The sequence below is a fragment of the Streptococcus mitis genome, assembly GCF_946190335.1.
Classification (GTDB): Bacteria; Bacillota; Bacilli; order Lactobacillales; family Streptococcaceae; genus Streptococcus; species Streptococcus mitis_CH.
Genome location: NZ_CAMHZN010000002.1, coordinates 159,942 through 177,900, shown reverse-complemented (window position 1 = coordinate 177,900; position 17,959 = coordinate 159,942). Strand labels below are relative to the sequence as shown.

Below are 17,959 nucleotides of genomic sequence, written 5' to 3'. Positions count from 1 at the left end.
CACCTATACTTCCCACTTAAACACGGTTTTAAAGGCTGTGTTTAAGTCGGTAGCAAAGACACGATGAATATCTTTAATTTCTCTTACAGGTTCTTCTAGATAAAGGATATTTTTAAGACGATTGGCAAATTTCTTGACTTCCATCATTTGGATTGCATTTTCAAAATCAATGCGACCAGAACGAGAGGACCCAACCAAGAGCAAGCCTTTTTCTAAGGCATCGCGTGTATTGAGATTGACTTTATACTCACTAACTCCCATCATAAGAATCGTTCCCTGAGGACGAATATAGCGAACCAAATCATTAATAGCTGGTCCAGTACCATCACCACCACAACACTCAAAAGCATGGTCAAAGGCCAAATCTTCAGGAATATTATCAGTAATATAGCATTCTTTGGCAAATGAGAAGAGTTCCAACTTTTCCCAATGACGACCAATAACCACAATCTCTGCTTCTGGCAAAGTATAGTTGATAATATTGGCAACCACAAATGCTAAACTTCCATCTCCGATAACGGCGATTCGGTCCCGCTTGCTATGAGCAAGGGTCAATAGACGATTCATAGCGTGCATGCCGACACTGACAAACTCTGTAATGGCTGCAACCGTATCTTCGATAGCATCATAAGCCACCACACGATCTTTAGGAAGAGAAACAAACTCTCTCATAAAGCCATCAAATCCACTAGACAAGAAATGAGTACCTGTCATGTAGTTCTCATAGAATTCTTCATCACTCTGCATAGGTGGCTGATTGGGAATCATGACAACTTTTTGACCAACTTCGTAGGTTCCTGTTGGATCAGAAATAACGGTTCCACATGACTCGTGAATCATTGCCATTGGAAGCTTTTTATTCAAAATCTTCGGATCACGTTTTCCTTGGTAGTAACGCTGATCCGCATGACAGACAGCCATGTAATTAGGACGGATGAGGACATGATTCTCTTGGTCAATAGCCTCTTCCTGGTATTTGACATTGATAAACTTAGGCTTAGTTAGTTGATAAATTTGATTAATCATTTTACTAGTCTTTCTCAATCATACTTTTTGCAATCTTCAAATCTGTTACGGTTGTAATCTTCAGATTTGAGTATTCACCCTTGGCCAAGGCCACATCTTTTCCCTTGATCACAAAAATTTTACATGCATCTGTCAAGATTTCCTTCTCTTCAGCAGAGAGAGAGCCGTAAAGTTCCATGAAATCCTTGCAACGAAATGTTTGAGGTGTTTGCCCTTGATAGAGGTGAGCACGATTTGGAATATCTGTAATAAATTGACCATTAGTGCTTTCAACGATGGTATCAACCGCTTCTACCACTGTGTCCACTGCGTCATGATTTTGGGCAAGTTGGATATTGTCCTGAATCATGCGAAGCGTAATAAATGGACGAACAGAATCGTGGGTAACAACGATATCCTCTGGAGTAAGCGGACGATAAGCATCAATGGCTTCAATGATTTTCTCAATACTTGTATTACGGTCAGCACCACCTTTTGTAATGATGATACGATCCTTATGAAGAGGCAGATATTTATCTACAAGATCCTCTGCATGAGAAACCCAGTCTCCATGAACACCAACTACAATTTTTTCAATGCTTGGTTCCAAGACAAATTTTTCAATTGTATGAACCAAGATAGGTCGATCACCTAGCTCTAAAAATTGTTTTGGCAAGTTACTGATTCCCATACGTGTGCCAGTTCCACCAGCAAGAATTCCTGCATAAATCATCTATTTTCTCCTTTGTCTTACTAAAAAAACTTACTCTCTCTATTATACCACAATCTAGTCCTATCATGAAAGAAATACCGACCCTCCCGTTCTAGAATAGGAGGATTAAGCAGTTCCATTATTCAAAGAAACTAGTCCATTTCTAGTAATGACTAGGAATTCTGTAGTCATTACCAATAAATGGCTGTGAAATTTTAGAGTTCTTCAGAATAATATAGTTTCCTTAAAGAAAACTTAAAATTAAACTTTGAAACTTCAAAGTGATTACTTGAATTATACTCAGTGAAAATCAAAAAGCAAACTAGGAAGCGAGCCGCAGGTTGCTCAAAGCACTGCTTTGAGGTTGCAGATAGAACTGACGAAGTCAGTAACATATATACGGTAAGGCGACACTGACGTGGTTTGAATTTGATTTTCGAAGAGTATTACTGCCCCTCATTTCTTATTAGCTGACTTTATGATATAATGAAAAACGAGGTAAATTGAATGAAAAGTATAAAATTAAATGCTCTATCCTACATGGGAATTCGTGTCTTGAATATTATTTTTCCCATCTTAACTGGTACCTACGTCGCGCGTGTCTTGGACCGAACTGACTATGGTTACTTCAACTCAGTTGACACTATTTTGTCATTTTTCTTGCCCTTTGCAACATATGGAGTCTATAACTACGGTTTACGGGCCATCAGTAATGTCAAGGATAACAAAAAAGATCTTAATAGAACCTTCTCCAGTCTTTTTTATTTGTGCATAGCTTGTACAATTTTGACCACTGCTGTCTATATCCTAGCCTATCCTCTCTTTTTTACTGATAATCCAATCATCAAAAAAGTCTACCTTGTTATGGGGATTCAACTCATTGCCCAGATTTTTTCAATCGAATGGGTCAATGAAGCTCTGGAAAATTACAGTTTTCTTTTTTACAAGACTGCTTTCATCCGTATCCTGATGCTGGTCTCTATTTTCCTGTTTGTCAAAAATGAACACGATATTGTTGTCTATACACTTGTGATGAGTTTATCGACACTGATTAACTATCTGATTAGTTATTTTTGGATTAAAAGAGACATTAAACTTGTTAAGATTCACATAAGTGATTTTAAACCGCTCTTTCTCCCTCTAACAGCCATGTTAGTCTTTGCCAATGCCAATATGCTCTTCACTTTTTTGGATCGACTCTTCCTCGTTAAAACAGGGATTGATGTCAACGTTAGTTACTATACCATGGCTCAGCGAATTGTGACCGTTATAGCTGGTGTTGTAACAGGAGCTATCGGAGTGAGTGTGCCTCGTCTCAGTTACTATTTGGGTAAAGGAGACAAAGAAGCCTATGTTTCTCTGGTTAACAGAGGAAGTCGAATCTTTAACTTCTTTATCATTCCACTCAGTTTCGGACTCATGGTTTTAGGACCAAATGCCATCCTACTTTACGGTAGTGAAAAATATATCGGAGGCGGTATCTTAACCTCTCTCTTCGCTTTTCGTACGATTATCCTGGCCTTAGATACTATTCTTGGTTCCCAAATTCTCTTTACAAATGGCTATGAAAAACGTATTACAGTTTACACAGTCTTTGCAGGATTACTCAATTTGGGCTTAAATAGTCTCCTCTTTTTCAACCACATCGTGGCTCCTGAATACTACTTACTGACAACTATGCTATCAGAGGCCTCTCTACTTGTTTTCTATATCATTTTCATCCATAGAAAACAACTCATCCACTTAGGACATATCTTCAGCTATACTATTCGATACTCGCTCTTTTCACTTTCCTTTGTAGGAATTTATTTCCTGATTAATTTCTTGTATCCTGTGGATATGGTCATTAATTTGCCATTTTTGATTAATACTGGTTTGATTGTCTTGCTATCAGCCATCTCTTATATTGGTCTACTTGCCTTCACCAAAGATAGCATTTTCTATGAATTTTTAAACCATGTCCTAGCCTTAAAAAATAAATTCAAAAGATCATAGGAGTTTAGAATGAAACAACTAACCATTGAAGATGCCAAACAAATTGAATTAGAAATTTTGGATTATATTGATACTCTCTGTAAAAAGCACAATATCAACTATATTATTAACTACGGTACTCTGATTGGGGCGGTTCGACATCAGGGCTTTATTCCTTGGGACGACGATATTGATCTGTCCATGCCTCGAGAAGACTACCAACGATTTATAAACATTTTTCAAAAGGAAAAAAGCAAATATAAGCTCCTATCCTTAGAAACTGATAAGAACTACTTTAACAACTTTATCAAAATAACCGACAGTACAACTAAAATTATTGATACTCGAAATACAAAAACCTATGAGTCTGGTGTTTTTATCGATATTTTCCCTATGGATCGCTTTGATGATCCTAAGGTCATTGATACTTGTTATAAACTGGAAAGCTTCAAACTACTGTCTTTCAGTAAACACAAAAATATTGTCTATAAAGATAGCCTTTTAAAAGATTGGATACGAACAGCCTTCTGGTTAATCCTTCGACCGGTTTCTCCTCGTTATTTCGCACATAAAATCGAGAAAGAAATTCAAAAATATAGTCGTAAGAATGGACAGTATATGGCTTTTATCCCGTCTAAATTTAAGGAAAAGGAAGTCTTCCCAAGCGGTACCTTCGATAAAACAATTGATGTACCCTTTGAAAATTTAAGCCTTCCTGCACCTGAAAAATTTGATACTATTTTGACGCAATTTTATGGAGATTATATGACCCTACCACCAGAAGAAAAACGCTTCTACAGTCATGAATTTCACGCTTATAAATTGGAGGATTAGGATGCAGTATTTAGAAAAAAAAGAAATTAAAGAAATTCAACTAGCCCTGCTAGACTATATTGATGAGACTTGTAAGAAACATGATATTCCTTATTTTCTCAGTTATGGAACCATGCTTGGAGCTATCCGCCACAAAGGTATGATTCCCTGGGACGATGATATTGATATTTCTCTCTATCGTGAAGATTATGAGCGTTTACTGAAGATTATTGAGGAAGAAGACCATCCACGTTATAAGGTTCTCTCCTACGACACTTCTTCTTGGTACTTCCATAATTTCGCATCGATTTTGGATACTTCTACTGTTATCGAAGACCATGTTAAGTACAAGCGTCATGACACCAGTCTCTTTATTGATGTCTTCCCAATTGATCGCTTTACAGACTTGAGCATTGTCGACAAGAGTTATAAGTATGTAGCCCTTCGTCAACTAGCTTATATCAAAAAATCACGCGCAGTTCACGGTGATAGCAAATTAAAAGATTTTCTAAGATTATGTAGCTGGTACGCCCTCCGAGTGGTCAATCCCCGTTACTTTTACAAGAAAATTGATCAGCTAGTCAAAAATGCTGCAACCAATACTCCTCAATATGAAGGAGGAATTGGGATTGGTAAGGAAGGTATGAAAGAAGTCTTCCCAGTTGATACCTTTAAAGAACTCATCTTAACTGAGTTTGAAGACCGTATGTTGCCCGTTCCTAAAAAATATGATCAATTTTTAACTCAGATGTATGGGGATTATATGACACCACCATCAAAAGAAATGCAGGAGTGGTATGGCCACAGTATTAAAGCTTATCGCAAAAGCTGATTAAGCAGTAGTTTACAAGAAAAAAATATAAAAGAAGAGAAGATCGTTACACCTTCTCTTTTTTCTATTTAAATTGCTTCTGTAACAAAACTACGGCTTTCCAATACTTTGAGCATGGCGTTAGCTGTATCTAGGGCTGTGAAGAGGGGCACCCCGTGTTCAATGGCTGAACGGCGAATTTGCTCACCATCTTCGTCAGCAGTTCGTTTTGTTCCAACTGTGTTAATGATAGCTTGGATTCTTCCTTTGCGAACAAAACTTGGAATATCCTTATCATCATCACCAATCTTACCAACAGGTTGGGCTTGCAATCCATGACTGGCAAAGAAGGCTGCTGTCCCTTCTGTCGCGAGGATTCCATAGCCAATATTTTGGAAACGACGAGCCAAGTCCAAAGCTTCTTCTTTGGCATCATCAGCGATAGTAAATACAACGTTACCAAAAGTTGGCAAGTGTAAGTAAGAAGCTTCAAAGGCCTTATAGAGAGCTTTTTCCAAAGTAGTATCAGAACCCATAACTTCACCTGTTGACTTCATTTCAGGACCAAGTAAGCTGTCTACCTTAGCTAGTTTGGTAAAGGAGAAGACAGGTGCCTTGATATGAACGCGGGTGCTTTCAGGGTAAAGTCCATCTTGGTAGCCAAGTTCTTCAAGTTTTTGACCAAGAATGAGCTTGGTTGCTACTTGAGCCATAGGGATATTGGTCACTTTAGAAAGAAATGGAACCGTACGGCTGGCACGTGGATTGACCTCAATAACGTAGACTTTTTCATCCTTGATAACAAACTGGATGTTCATCATTCCAAGGCAGTTAAGACCGATTGCTAGACGTTTAGTATAGTCTGCGATGGTTTCCTGAACCTTTTGCGACAAGGTTTGTGGTGGGTAAACGGCCATTGAGTCACCTGAGTGGACACCGGCACGTTCGATATGTTCCATGATACCAGGGATAAGGACATTTTCTCCGTCAGAAATAGCATCAACTTCGCACTCTTGCCCAACGATATAAGAGTCGACAAGAACTGGGTGGTCTGGACTAGCCTTAACCGCTGTACGCATGTAAGAACGAAGGTCTTCTTCGTTTTCAACGATTTCCATGGCACGTCCACCCAAGACATAAGATGGGCGAACGAGAACTGGGAAGCCAATCTTGCGAGCTGCAAGCACTGCTTCTTCTTCATTGGTAGCCGTTTGTCCTGGTGGCTGTGGAATATCCAAATCTTTAAGAGCTTGCTCGAAGAGGTCGCGGTCTTCAGCACGGTCTAGGTCAGCAACCTGTGTACCAAGGATGGTCACACCTGCTTTTGCCAATGGCTCCGCAAGGTTGATAGCTGTTTGACCACCAAACTGAACGATAACCCCTTTTGGTTGTTCCAAGTCGATGACATTCATAACATCTTCGAATGTCAATGGTTCAAAATAGAGCTTGTCAGATACCGAGAAGTCTGTAGATACGGTCTCTGGGTTTGAGTTCATAATGATAGCTTCATAGCCAGCAGCCTGGATAGCCTTAACAGAGTGAACGGTTGCGTAGTCAAACTCAACCCCTTGACCGATACGGATTGGACCAGAACCTAGAACTAGAACGGATTCCTTATCAGACTTGATAGACTCGTTTTCCCAACCATAGGTTGAATAGAAGTATGGTGTTTCAGAGTCAAATTCTGCCGCACAAGTATCGACCATCTTGTAGACTGGGACAATCTTGTTTTCCAAACGAAGTTGGCGAACTTGATCAGCTGTAGTATTCCAGAGTTCAGCAATCTTACGGTCTGAAAATCCATTCAATTTTGCAGTTTTCAAAACTTCAAGATCTTGTGGATGAGCGCCCAATTCTTGCTCAATTTCAAAGATGTGCAAGAGTTTATCAAGATAGAATATATCAATCTTAGTCAATTCAGCAATTTCTTCTGGTGTGTAGCCACGACGAATGGCTTCTGATACGTAGAAGAGACGGTCATCTTGGGCCTTGACAACCTTTTCAATCAAGGCATCATCAGAAACTGATGCAAGTTCAGGTATTTCATTGTGATGAACCCCAATTTCAAGGGAACGACAAGCCTTAAGGAGAGATTCCTCGATGTTACGACCGATTGCCATGACTTCTCCAGTCGCCTTCATCTGAGTACCAAGACGGCGCTCACCCTTTTCAAACTTGTCAAATGGGAAACGTGGAATCTTAGCAACAACGTAGTCAAGGGCAGGCTCAAACATGGCATAGGTTGAACCTGTAACTGGGTTGATAACTTCATCCAAGGTCAAACCTACTGCAATCTTAGCAGCCAACTTAGCAATCGGATATCCTGTCGCCTTAGAAGCAAGGGCTGACGAACGCGATACACGAGGGTTTACTTCGATGACATAGTACTTGAAGCTGTGTGGATCAAGGGCCAGCTGAACGTTACATCCCCCTTCAATCTTAAGGGCACGAATGATGCTCAAGCTTGCGTCACGAAGCATTTGGTTTTCATAATCTGACATAGTTTGGGCAGGGGCAAATACAATGGAATCCCCTGTATGAATCCCAACTGGGTCAAAGTTTTCCATGTTACAAACAACCAAAGCATTGTCAGCTGAGTCACGCATCACTTCGTATTCGATTTCCTTGAAACCTGCGATTGAACGTTCAATCAAACATTGGGTAACAGGTGACAATTTCAAACCATTTTCAGCGATTTCACGCAATTCTTCCTCGTTGGCACACATACCACCACCAGTACCACCAAGTGTAAAGGCTGGACGGACGATGACTGGGTAGCCAATTGTTGCTGCAAAGGCAACAGCTTCTTCGACTGTGTTGACAATTTCAGATTCTGGAATGGGTTGATTGAGTTCTTCCATCAATTGTTTAAAGAGGTCACGGTCCTCCGCTTGGTCGATGGCAGATAGTTTAGTACCCAGAAGCTCAACACCAAGCTCATCAAGGATACCATTTTTAGACAATTCCATGGCCATATTAAGACCAGTTTGTCCACCAAGGGTTGGAAGCAAGGCATCTGGACGTTCCTTACGAAGAATACGTGTCACGAACTCAAGTGTAATCGGTTCAATGTAAACCTTGTCAGCAATTTCTTTATCCGTCATGATGGTTGCAGGATTTGAGTTAACCAAAACAACCTCATACCCTTCCTCTTTCAACGACAAGCAAGCCTGGGTCCCAGCATAGTCAAACTCAGCAGCCTGACCAATAATAATCGGACCAGAACCAATCACCATAATTTTTTGAATATCAGTACGTTTAGGCATAGTTTATGATACAAAGCCCGTAAAGAACACAGTGAAAATAGGAAACTCGGTGCAGACGCCTTCAGCGTCAAGACAATGTTTATCTTTTTCACACAGTTCTTAGGGCGTGTTCACTTCCGCGAACAATGTATCTTCTCCTTTCTATTCGTCGCCTCACAGGGCGACATTAAATAAGATACAAAGGACGAATAGAAAACGATTGAATTTTAGGAAACCAAGGAAGGTTTGACAATCCAAATTGGTTTCTCTAAATTCCGAGCTTTCCGTCCGTGTTCAGTTACATAAATTCTCCGACAAGCATTTACTCGTTCTTAGTTTGATTGTTTAAAAGCTTCCATCATCTCGATAAACTCGTCAAATAGGTAGCTTGCATCGTGTGGACCAGGGGCTGCATCTGGGTGGAATTGTACAGAAAAACCTGGTTGATATCTGTGGCGCACACCTTCCACTGACTTGTCATTGATTTCTTCGTGGGTAATAATCAAGTGTTCTGGCAAGTCCTCACGGCTAACTGCATAACCATGGTTCTGGCTAGTAAAGTCTACTCGTCCTGTTGCGATTTCACGTACAGCGTGGTTAAATCCACGGTGACCAAATTTCATCTTGTAGGTCTTAGCACCGTTTGCCATTGCAAAGAGTTGGTGCCCCATACAAATACCAAAGATTGGAATTTTTCCTTGCACACCGCGAATCATATCCAGTGCCTGTGGAACATCTTCTGGGTTACCTGGACCATTTGACAACATAACTCCGTCAGGGTTGAGATGGAGAATTTCTTCAGCCGTTGTCGAATAAGGAACAACCGTCACGTTACAGTTGCGTTTAGAAAGTTCACGTAGGATTGAGTGCTTGAGACCAAAATCCACTAGCACTACACTCAAACCAACTCCTGGAGCTGGATATGAAGTTTTAGTAGAAACCTGCTTGATATTGTCTGTCGGCAAAACTGTTGCTTGGAGCTGATCCGTCACATGGTCCATACTGTCCCCAACATGGGTCAAGGTTGCACGCATAGTACCATGCTTACGGATAATCTTGGTAAGAGCACGCGTATCAATTCCTGAAATACCTGGAATTTTCTTGGCTTTCAAAAATTCATCCAGCGTCATTTGATTTCGCCAGTTGCTAGCTCGACGCGCTTCTTCAAAAACAACAACTCCCTTACAAGTTGGAATAATGGATTCGTAATCATCACGGTTAATTCCATAATTTCCTACCAAAGGATAAGTAAAGGTCAAGATTTGTCCATTGTAGGACTGGTCTGTGATGGATTCTTGATAGCCGGTCATCCCTGTATTAAAGACGATTTCGCCTGTTACATCAATATCTGCTCCGAAGGCCTTGCCTTCAAAAACTGTGCCATCTTCTAATACTAGAAGTCTTTTTGTCATATTTTCACCTCTCGTGGACGCTCACTGGCGTCTTTTAACGTCTTGTGTTTTAGTTGGCGTTTCTACTCGCCAGTACGGATTCTAAGATTGCCATTCGAACAAAGACACCATTGGTCATTTGTTGGACAATCCGTGATTTTGGTGCTTCAACCAAGTGGTCTGCGATTTCTACATCACGATTGACTGGAGCTGGGTGCATAAGGATTGCTGTTTCTTTCAAACGGTCATAACGTTCTTGAGTCAAACCATGTTGGGCATGGTAGTTTTCTTTTGAAAAGACTGCACCACCATCATGGCGTTCATGTTGCACACGGAGAAACATCATGACATCCACCTGATCAATAATTTCATCAATAGTTACAAACTGTCCATAGTCTGCAAACTCTTGACTTCTCCATTCCTCAGGTCCAGCGAAAAAGAGTTCAGCTCCCAAGCGTTTCAAAATCTGCATATTAGATTTGGCAACACGTGAATGGTCCAAGTCACCTGCAATCGCAACCTTGAGACCCTCAAATTGGCCAAATTCCTCATAAATGGTCATCAAATCAAGCAAGCTCTGGCTAGGGTGTTGTCCCGAACCATCTCCACCATTGATGATGGAAGTCGTAATCGTGGGACTAGCAATTAACTCTCTGTAGTAGTCAACCTCTGGGTGGCGAATCACACAGACATCCACTCCTAAAGCAGACAGAGTCAAAATGGTATCATAAAGTGTCTCACCCTTATTAACCGAGCTGGTCTTCACATCAAAGTCAAGTCGCTCCAATCCCAGTTTAATCTCTGCTACTTCAAAAGACTTATGTGTTCGTGTAGAATCCTCAAAGAAGAGATTGGAAACAATCGGATGGTCCTCATAGGGAAGCTGAGCTCCGTTTTTAAACTCAATTCCTCGCTTGATCAATTTCATCACTTGATCGACAGTGAGGTCTTCCATGGACACCACATGGTTCAATGCTTGTTGATTTTCTGACATGGCTACTCCCTTAGCTTTCTAAGCTTCTTCAGTAATCAGAACTCTGTCTTGACCATCAAGTTCTGCCATCTCTACGATGATTTCTTCAGAACGACTGGTAGGGATATTTTTCCCAACGTAATCTGGACGGATTGGCAATTCTCTATGTCCACGATCGACTAGAACTGCTAAACTCACACGCGCAGGACGACCATGACCTACAATATTATCAATAGCAGCACGGATAGTACGGCCTGTATAGAGCACATCGTCCACCAAGATAACTTCACGGTCTGTCACATCAACAGAAACCAAAGAAGTATCTTCTCCACTTTTAACATCATCACGGAAAGGTTTGGTATCCAATTCCACAACAGGAACTGAAAGATTTTCTAGTTGCTCCAAACGTTCTTGGATTCGGTGGGCGATAAAGACACCACGAGTTTTAATACCAGCCAAGACGATTTTATTCAAATCTTTGTTGCGTTCGATAATCTCATATGTAATACGCGTAATCGCTCGTTTGACGGTCAATTCGTCTACAACTTCTTTTGCCTTCATGACAAACCTCCAAAAAGAAAAGTCTCCTTAAACAAGGAGACTTGAAATGTATAGCTAAGTAAGCCCTACTGGAAACAGTATAGACTTCACCCTTCTACTTTATCGCGCTCCTTGCCTGCCTCACGGGACAGGTTTAAAGGAATATTTAGTTATCAAATACTATAGCACAAAGCATGCTTAAAATCAAGCAAAAACTTTTGGTACACCATCTTATAAATTGCTAAAATCATATAATTGTGGGTACTGGTCACACTCTGGATTTTTAGGATGGCAGATAGCCCGTCCGAAATAAATCATGGCCTGATGGGCTGCTAACCACTGTTCCGGTGGCAAAATATCCATAACCCTCTTTTCCACCTCAAGCGGTGTCGCTGATTTTTTGACAATATCATGGTGTTTGCAAATACGCTCCACATGAGTATCTACTGCAAAAGCTGGAATCCCAAAGCCCACACTCATGACAACATTGGCTGTCTTGCGACCAACACCTGCTAGACTCTCTAATTCCTCACGTGTTTGAGGGACTTGACCATCAAAATCTTCTAGTAACTGTTGGGCACATTTTTTAAGGAATTTAGCCTTATTTCGATACAGTCCTAGGCGAGAAATGTGTGAAGCAATCTCACCCTCTGTCGCAACAGACATGGCTTGTGGCGTTGGAAAGGCAGCAAAGAGACCTGGTGTGGCCTTATTTACCGCTGCATCCGTTGTCTGAGCTGACAACATGACCGCAACTAGTAGTTCAAAATGATTGGTAAAATCAAGACTGGGCTTGGCATCTGGAAACAGAGCAATGATTTCTTCTAGCACTTTTCGTGCTCGTTTTTTTGACAAAACCATTATTCATCTCCATCAAATAGTCCTTGTAAGCCAGCAAAAGGACTGTTTTCTTCTTTTTTGACTGCTTGTTGGGCCTGGTATTCTTCCTCTGTCATGATTTGCCAGTCATTTCCTGAGACAAATCCTTGACCAGCCTCTTCTTCAGCCGTCAAGACCTTGATAGGAATGTTTAGTAGGATATTGTCTGACACGCTCTCAGCAAGGTCAAGTTCTCCATTTTCGATAGGCAAGACCAAATCATCATCTAAAACTTCTTGATCTAGCTGATTGGTTGCTCCTTCCATGAAAACTTCCGTTACTGGATAAGATTCAACTAACTCAACTGGCTCCATACTGCGACTTGAAGCAAGAACAATGGTGTAAGATAGTTGATAATCTAAGAAATACATACGGTCTTCGTACTGTACTTTCCCAACTGCAAGGATATCTTTTACATCTAAAATTTCTTGATTACGTGCACGCAGGTCTGAGGCTAGGTCTAACGTTTGTTCAAAATGCAAGCCTTCAGACTGCTTACGAATTTCTTGAATATTTAATTTCATACTTCCTCCATAAAGATTTACTCTCTTGATTATACCATGAAAAGCTTACAAATCAGCACACCAAACTTTAAAATTAAAATTCGATTTTTTAACATATTTACTATGACATTTTTGTTTTTTAGTGCTATACTATAGGCAATAATACATCAGAGCAAGGAGGATGCTCACATGTAAGACAAAGAACTCATTACTAATGCAACCCAACTCCTATCCGAGTTAAATAAAAGTTTCCAAAGCTGCAAACAGGGTAGGGCAGATGATATTCGACTGCAAGAGCTGCTAAACACTACTATAAAAGAGCTCAAAAAAGTGGAAAAGTTGGACAACAGTATCTTAATTGACCTTGAGAAATTTTACCAACGTACCAGTCTTCTGATAGGTCTCGGTAGCCTAAAACTGAACGACCAAGCACGCATTGCTTGGCGAAACTACGACAAATTCCATTACAAGCATGTCAAACACGTACTAACTCTTTATGGACCTGTTTTCGGATTTTAGAGATTAGAATTGTCAGTTTTCTGTTGACAAAATATCCTGAAAGGTATAAGATAGAGGTACTAATACTCGGAGGTAAGGGAGACATGAACAACTAAGTCTATCAAATAAAGAAACTTTATTTAGTAGATCTTGTTTTTGTCTCTTTTTGTGTGCTCTTTTATGCTCTTCTTCTGGCATTTTATACTCAATGAAAATCAAAGAGCAAACTAGGAAGCTAGCCGTAAGCTGCTCAAAACACTATTTTGAGGTTGTAGATAAGACTGACGAAGTCAGTCACATATATACGGTAAGGCGACGCTGACGTGGTTTGAATTTGATTTTCGAAGAGTATTAATAGAGTTTTTTTGACATAGACATTGGCTCTACTAGGTAAAGTAGAGCTTTTTGTTATGCACTATGGACATTCTAGAAAGGACAATTATATGATAAAAATCAATCACCTGACCATCACACAAAACAAAGATCTACGAGATCTTGTATCTGATCTAAGCATGACCATACAAAACGGAGATAAGGTAGCTATTATTGGCGAAGAAGGAAATGGCAAATCAACCTTACTTAAAACTTTAATGGGGGAAGACTTACCTAATTTCACTATCAAGGGAGACATCCAGTCTGACCATCAATCACTAGCCTACATTCCTCAAAAACTCCCTGAGGAGCTGAAAAAGAAAACTCTACACGACTACTTCTTTTTAGATTCTATTGATTTAGACTACAGTGTCCTCTATCGTTTGGCTGAGGAATTGCATTTTGATAGCGATCGTTTCGCTAGTGACCAAGAGATTAGCAGTCTATCAGGGGGCGAAGCTTTGAAAATTCAACTCATCCATGAGTTAGCCAAACCCTTTGAGATTCTATTTTTAGATGAACCTTCAAATGACCTGGACCTTGAGACGGTTGATTGGCTAAAAAGACAGATACAGAAGATTAGGCAAACCGTTATTTTCATTTCCCATGATGAAGACTTTCTTTCTGAAACGGCTGATACTATTGTCCACTTGCGACTGGTCAAGCACCGTAAAGAAGCGGAGACACTAGTAGAGCATTTAGACTATGATAGCTATAGCGACCAGAGAAAGACTAATTTTGCCAAACAAAGCCAGCAAGCAGCTAACGACCAAAGAGCCTACGACAAAACCATGGAAAAACATCGGCGAGTCAAGCAAAATGTAGAAACTGCGCTTCGAGCTACTAAAGACAGTACTGCCGGTCGCCTATTGGCTAAAAAGATGAAAAATATCCTCTCTCAAGAAAAACGCTTTGAAAAGACAGCTCAGTCCATGACCCAAAAACCACTTGAAGAGGAAGAAATCAGACTTTTCTTCTCAGATATACAGCCATTACCTGCTTCTAAAGTCTTAATCCAACTGGAAAAAGAAAATTTGTCCATTGGCGAGCGAATTTTGGTGCAAGAACTACAATTAACTGTCCGTGGCCAAGAAAAAATTGGTATCATCGGCCCAAATGGTATTGGAAAATCAACTCTTTTAGCCAAGTTACAGCAACTTCTGAATGATAAAAGAGAGATTTCGCTTGGTTATATGCCACAAGATTACCATAAAAAACTGCAATTAGAGCTATCACCGTTAGCCTATCTCAGCAAAACCGGGGAAAAAGAGGAACTGCAGAAAATCCAATCTCACTTAGCCAGTCTCAATTTCAGTTATCCAGAAATGCAGCATCAAATTCGCTCCTTATCTGGCGGACAACAAGGCAAACTCCTGCTTTTGGATTTAGTCCTGCGCAAACCAAACTTTCTCCTTCTGGACGAACCCACACGAAACTTTTCTCCAACTTCTCAACCTGAAATCAGAAAACTCTTTGCCACCTATCCGGGCGGTCTCATCACTGTTTCGCATGACCGTCGTTTCTTAAAAGAAGTTTGCTCGATCATCTATCGCATGACAGAACACGGTTTGGAGGTAGTTAATTTAGAAGATTTATAAATTTGCAACATAGCAGATAGGTGGTGCAAAAACACAATTTTAGGAGAAGAGAAAGTAAATCTTCCCATAATAAAACGCATAATATCAAGTTTTTTGCACACCTGATATTATGCGTTTTTCAGATTTTAAAGACTTTTTCCCAGCCTTCATTTTACATATGTTTCAAACGTTCAATCCGTTCTGAGATAGGTGGGTGGGTATAAAAGAGTTTTTGGAACCCTCCACCTTTCTTAGGATCATTGATATAAAGTGCACTGCTGGCATCATCGACAGGACGACTCATCGGTTTACTATTATCTAACTTACGTAGAGCATTAATCATCCCTTGCGGATTACGCGTCAACTCAACACTGGAAGCATCAGCTAGGAATTCCCTCTGACGAGAAATAGCTAGTTGCACCAAGGTTGCAGCGAGAGGTGCCAGCACAATAGCTAGTAGGGAAACCACTAGCATAATGATTTCAAGACCATTTCCATCTCTATCATCGTCACTCCGTCTGCGACCTGCGCCACCCCACCACATCATCCGTCCTGCCATACTAGACAGAAGGGTAATGGCACTGGCGAGGGCGACAGCAATGGTCGAAATGCGGATATCGTAATTTCGGATATGACTGACTTCATGTCCCATAACAGCTTCTAGTTCTTCACGATTCATGATAGCTAGGAGACCTGACGTCGCAGCAACCGCCGCATTTTGAGGGTTAGAACCTGTCGCAAAGGCATTTAAGGCTGGATCATCAATGATGAAAACACGAGGCATAGGAATCTGAGCCACCATAGCCATATCTTCCACTACATGGTAGAGGTCTGGTGCCGTTTGCTCATCAACCTCACGCGCCCCATTCATGGACATGACAATCTCTGTCGATTGAAAAATCATGGACAAGGCATAGATAAAGCCGATAATCAGTGCGATAACCAAACCACCAAGCCCAGATCGCATAAAGAGGTAACCAACCGCATAGCCAACAAAAGCTAAGAGTAGGAAAAATACCAGCAATAAAATCCAGGTTTTTCGTTTATTGCTTGCAATTTGATCAAACAGCATCTTAGTCACCTAAACCGCTAAAATCAACCTTAGGAACTACCTTTTCCTCTTCTGGTGTTTGAAGGAAATCTGCTGATTTAAATCCAAACATTCCAGCGATAATATTGCTTGGGAAAGTTTCTAATTTTACATTGTAGTTGCTGACAACACTGTTGTAGAGTTGACGAGAGTAAGAAATTTTATTTTCTGTATTTGTCAACTCCTCTTGCAATTTAACAAAGTTGGCACTAGCTTTCAAATCTGGATAGCTTTCTGCAACTGCAAAAATACCTGAAACCTGACGAGTGAGGGCATCACTAGCTTTCATAGCTTCTGCTGGTGAAGTCGCTGCTGCCACTTGGTTACGCAGTTCTGCCACCTTTTCAAGGGTAGAACCTTCATATTTGGCATAACCTTTTACAGTTTCAATCAAGTTTGGCAAGAGATCATTTCGACGTTTCAACTGAACATCAATCTGACTCCAAGCCTCCTTGGTTTGCATACGATTCTTAACCAAACCGTTATAGCTAAGAATCACAAAAATAACAACAAGAGCGATAACTCCAAGAATAATCCAAGTCATTATATAAGTCCTTTCTGCTTTTAGATTAGTACCAGTATATCAAATTTTTAATGATTGTGGTAAAATAAGATGATACTAAAGAAGGAAAAAACTATGAAACCAGAAACATTTTACAACTTGCTTGCCGAGCAAAATCTTTCACTTTCTGACCAGCAAAAAAAACAATTTGAATGTTATTTTGAACTCTTGGTCGAGTGGAATGAGAAGATTAATTTGACGGCTATTACAGATAAGGAAGAAGTTTATCTCAAACATTTTTATGATTCAATTGCACCCATTCTTCAAGGTTTGATTCCCAATGAAACTATCAAACTTCTTGATATTGGAGCCGGGGCAGGATTTCCTAGTCTACCGATGAAAATCCTCTATCCTCAGTTAGATGTAACTATCATTGATTCGCTCAACAAGCGCATCAACTTCCTCCAACTATTGGCTCAAGAGCTAGATTTGAGCGGTGTTCACTTCTACCATGGACGTGCAGAAGACTTGGCCCAAGACAAGAACTTCCGTGCTCAATATGATTTTGTAACAGCTCGTGCGGTTGCCCGCATGCAGGTTTTATCTGAATTGACAATTCCTTACCTTAAAGTTGGCGGAAAACTATTGGCGCTCAAGGCCAGCAATGCGCCTGAGGAATTATTAGAAGCTAAGAATGCCCTCAACCTCCTTTTTAGTAAGGTCGAAGACAATCTCAGCTACGCTCTACCTAATGGAGATCCGCGCTACATCACAGTGGTAGAAAAGAAAAAAGAAACGCCAAATAAATATCCACGTAAGGCTGGCATGCCCAATAAACGCCCACTTTAATTTTTTTAGTAAAAAAATATTTACAAAGTTAGCCTCGCTCTTTTATTTTTAGGCTCGGGAAAAAATGATTTACAAAATCATTTTTTTCTGCTATACTATCCTAAGCAAAGGTTTTTAATGTCATCCCGTGAGGTGACGAAGACGCAGAAATATTTAAAACTCTTTAAAATCTAGATTTTAGAGAAGTCTTACTCTGAGGGCCTATTGCTGTAAAATAATGGGCTC

At 40.4% G+C, this 17,959-nt stretch carries 16 protein-coding genes; 6 read left to right on the top strand and 10 right to left on the bottom strand.

Features of this window, described 5'->3' with window-relative positions; genetic code table 11:
• Positions 1-3: 3 nt before the first annotated feature.
• Together N8O43_RS04515 and N8O43_RS04510 are read right to left on the bottom strand one after the other, a co-directional pair.
• On the bottom strand, positions 4-1,026 hold the full coding sequence (locus N8O43_RS04515; RefSeq protein ID WP_049544118.1) for a ribitol-5-phosphate dehydrogenase: 1,023 nt from the start codon (positions 1,024-1,026) through the stop codon (positions 4-6).
• 4 nt (positions 1,027-1,030) lie between these two features.
• The gene (locus N8O43_RS04510) at positions 1,031-1,738 is read right to left on the bottom strand and encodes an IspD/TarI family cytidylyltransferase (RefSeq protein WP_049544116.1); all 708 of its coding nucleotides are present in this window, start codon (positions 1,736-1,738) and stop codon (positions 1,031-1,033) included.
• A gap of 486 nt (positions 1,739-2,224) precedes the next feature.
• On the opposite strand from N8O43_RS04510, the gene tacF reads away from it, so the two are divergent.
• The 3 genes from tacF to N8O43_RS04495 are packed head-to-tail and all read left to right on the top strand — an operon-like array spanning position 2,225 to position 5,336.
• Complete coding sequence (tacF, locus tag N8O43_RS04505; RefSeq protein WP_247941914.1) at positions 2,225-3,712, top strand: oligosaccharide flippase family protein; 1,488 nt, start codon at positions 2,225-2,227, stop codon at positions 3,710-3,712.
• Positions 3,713-3,721: 9 nt separating this feature from the next.
• Positions 3,722-4,525, top strand: coding sequence for a LicD family protein (locus N8O43_RS04500; RefSeq protein WP_261089580.1), 804 nt, complete (start codon positions 3,722-3,724; stop codon positions 4,523-4,525).
• A 1-nt stretch (position 4,526) separates the two neighbouring features.
• Positions 4,527-5,336 (top strand): LicD family protein, encoded by an 810-nt coding sequence (locus N8O43_RS04495; RefSeq protein ID WP_261089579.1) that lies wholly within the window; start codon positions 4,527-4,529, stop codon positions 5,334-5,336.
• 68 nt (positions 5,337-5,404) lie between these two features.
• Here the strand turns inward: N8O43_RS04495 and carB are convergent, their stop codons facing one another.
• The 6 genes from carB to N8O43_RS04465 form a co-directional block, all read right to left on the bottom strand.
• Positions 5,405-8,581: a carbamoyl-phosphate synthase large subunit gene (gene carB, locus N8O43_RS04490; protein WP_261089576.1), complete on the bottom strand. Its 3,177-nt coding sequence runs from the start codon at positions 8,579-8,581 to the stop codon at positions 5,405-5,407.
• 311 nt (positions 8,582-8,892) lie between these two features.
• The gene (locus N8O43_RS04485; protein WP_045607045.1) at positions 8,893-9,972 is read right to left on the bottom strand and encodes a carbamoyl phosphate synthase small subunit; all 1,080 of its coding nucleotides are present in this window, start codon (positions 9,970-9,972) and stop codon (positions 8,893-8,895) included.
• A 49-nt stretch (positions 9,973-10,021) separates the two neighbouring features.
• Positions 10,022-10,945: an aspartate carbamoyltransferase catalytic subunit gene (locus N8O43_RS04480; RefSeq protein WP_261089574.1), complete on the bottom strand. Its 924-nt coding sequence runs from the start codon at positions 10,943-10,945 to the stop codon at positions 10,022-10,024.
• Between the two features lie 18 nt (positions 10,946-10,963).
• Positions 10,964-11,485: a bifunctional pyr operon transcriptional regulator/uracil phosphoribosyltransferase PyrR gene (gene pyrR / locus N8O43_RS04475; RefSeq protein WP_000644747.1), complete on the bottom strand. Its 522-nt coding sequence runs from the start codon at positions 11,483-11,485 to the stop codon at positions 10,964-10,966.
• Positions 11,486-11,695: 210 nt separating this feature from the next.
• Positions 11,696-12,325 carry an endonuclease III gene (nth, locus tag N8O43_RS04470; RefSeq protein ID WP_261089573.1) on the bottom strand — a complete coding sequence of 210 codons (630 nt, stop codon included), beginning with the start codon at positions 12,323-12,325 and terminating at the stop codon, positions 11,696-11,698.
• The gene (locus N8O43_RS04465) at positions 12,325-12,867 is read right to left on the bottom strand and encodes a YceD family protein (RefSeq protein ID WP_261051253.1); all 543 of its coding nucleotides are present in this window, start codon (positions 12,865-12,867) and stop codon (positions 12,325-12,327) included. Before N8O43_RS04465 ends, nth begins: the two co-directional genes overlap by 1 nt.
• Before the next feature lie 186 nt (positions 12,868-13,053).
• On the opposite strand from N8O43_RS04465, the gene N8O43_RS04460 reads away from it, so the two are divergent.
• Together N8O43_RS04460 and N8O43_RS04455 are read left to right on the top strand one after the other, a co-directional pair.
• A complete protein-coding gene (locus N8O43_RS04460; protein ID WP_261051296.1) occupies positions 13,054-13,365 on the top strand; it encodes a helicase BlpT in 312 nt (103 codons plus the stop codon).
• 389 nt (positions 13,366-13,754) lie between these two features.
• Positions 13,755-15,314: an ATP-binding cassette domain-containing protein gene (locus N8O43_RS04455; protein WP_261089570.1), complete on the top strand. Its 1,560-nt coding sequence runs from the start codon at positions 13,755-13,757 to the stop codon at positions 15,312-15,314.
• A gap of 151 nt (positions 15,315-15,465) precedes the next feature.
• Here the strand turns inward: N8O43_RS04455 and htpX are convergent, their stop codons facing one another.
• The gene (htpX, locus tag N8O43_RS04450; RefSeq protein ID WP_261089569.1) at positions 15,466-16,365 is read right to left on the bottom strand and encodes a zinc metalloprotease HtpX; all 900 of its coding nucleotides are present in this window, start codon (positions 16,363-16,365) and stop codon (positions 15,466-15,468) included.
• A gap of 1 nt (position 16,366) precedes the next feature.
• Positions 16,367-16,927, bottom strand: coding sequence for a LemA family protein (locus N8O43_RS04445; RefSeq protein WP_261089567.1), 561 nt, complete (start codon positions 16,925-16,927; stop codon positions 16,367-16,369).
• A 93-nt stretch (positions 16,928-17,020) separates the two neighbouring features.
• Between N8O43_RS04445 and rsmG the strand changes: the two genes are divergently transcribed.
• Positions 17,021-17,734 (top strand): 16S rRNA (guanine(527)-N(7))-methyltransferase RsmG, encoded by a 714-nt coding sequence (gene rsmG, locus N8O43_RS04440; protein ID WP_261089566.1) that lies wholly within the window; start codon positions 17,021-17,023, stop codon positions 17,732-17,734.
• Positions 17,735-17,959: the final 225 nt, after the last annotated feature.

Excerpts from the sequence above, each read along its gene's own strand:
- N8O43_RS04515 (WP_049544118.1), bottom strand. The coding sequence starts at position 1,026 with ATGATTAATCAAATTTATCAACTAACTAAGCCTAAGTTTATCAATGTC.
- N8O43_RS04510 (WP_049544116.1), bottom strand. The coding sequence starts at position 1,738 with ATGATTTATGCAGGAATTCTTGCTGGTGGAACTGGCACACGTATGGGA.
- tacF (WP_247941914.1), top strand. The coding sequence starts at position 2,225 with ATGAAAAGTATAAAATTAAATGCTCTATCCTACATGGGAATTCGTGTC.
- N8O43_RS04500 (WP_261089580.1), top strand. The coding sequence starts at position 3,722 with ATGAAACAACTAACCATTGAAGATGCCAAACAAATTGAATTAGAAATT.
- N8O43_RS04495 (WP_261089579.1), top strand. The coding sequence starts at position 4,527 with ATGCAGTATTTAGAAAAAAAAGAAATTAAAGAAATTCAACTAGCCCTG.
- carB (WP_261089576.1), bottom strand. The coding sequence starts at position 8,581 with ATGCCTAAACGTACTGATATTCAAAAAATTATGGTGATTGGTTCTGGT.
- N8O43_RS04485 (WP_045607045.1), bottom strand. The coding sequence starts at position 9,972 with ATGACAAAAAGACTTCTAGTATTAGAAGATGGCACAGTTTTTGAAGGC.
- N8O43_RS04480 (WP_261089574.1), bottom strand. The coding sequence starts at position 10,945 with ATGTCAGAAAATCAACAAGCATTGAACCATGTGGTGTCCATGGAAGAC.
- pyrR (WP_000644747.1), bottom strand. The coding sequence starts at position 11,485 with ATGAAGGCAAAAGAAGTTGTAGACGAATTGACCGTCAAACGAGCGATT.
- nth (WP_261089573.1), bottom strand. The coding sequence starts at position 12,325 with ATGGTTTTGTCAAAAAAACGAGCACGAAAAGTGCTAGAAGAAATCATT.
- N8O43_RS04465 (WP_261051253.1), bottom strand. The coding sequence starts at position 12,867 with ATGAAATTAAATATTCAAGAAATTCGTAAGCAGTCTGAAGGCTTGCAT.
- N8O43_RS04455 (WP_261089570.1), top strand. The coding sequence starts at position 13,755 with ATGCACTATGGACATTCTAGAAAGGACAATTATATGATAAAAATCAAT.
- htpX (WP_261089569.1), bottom strand. The coding sequence starts at position 16,365 with ATGCTGTTTGATCAAATTGCAAGCAATAAACGAAAAACCTGGATTTTA.
- N8O43_RS04445 (WP_261089567.1), bottom strand. The coding sequence starts at position 16,927 with ATGACTTGGATTATTCTTGGAGTTATCGCTCTTGTTGTTATTTTTGTG.
- rsmG (WP_261089566.1), top strand. The coding sequence starts at position 17,021 with ATGAAACCAGAAACATTTTACAACTTGCTTGCCGAGCAAAATCTTTCA.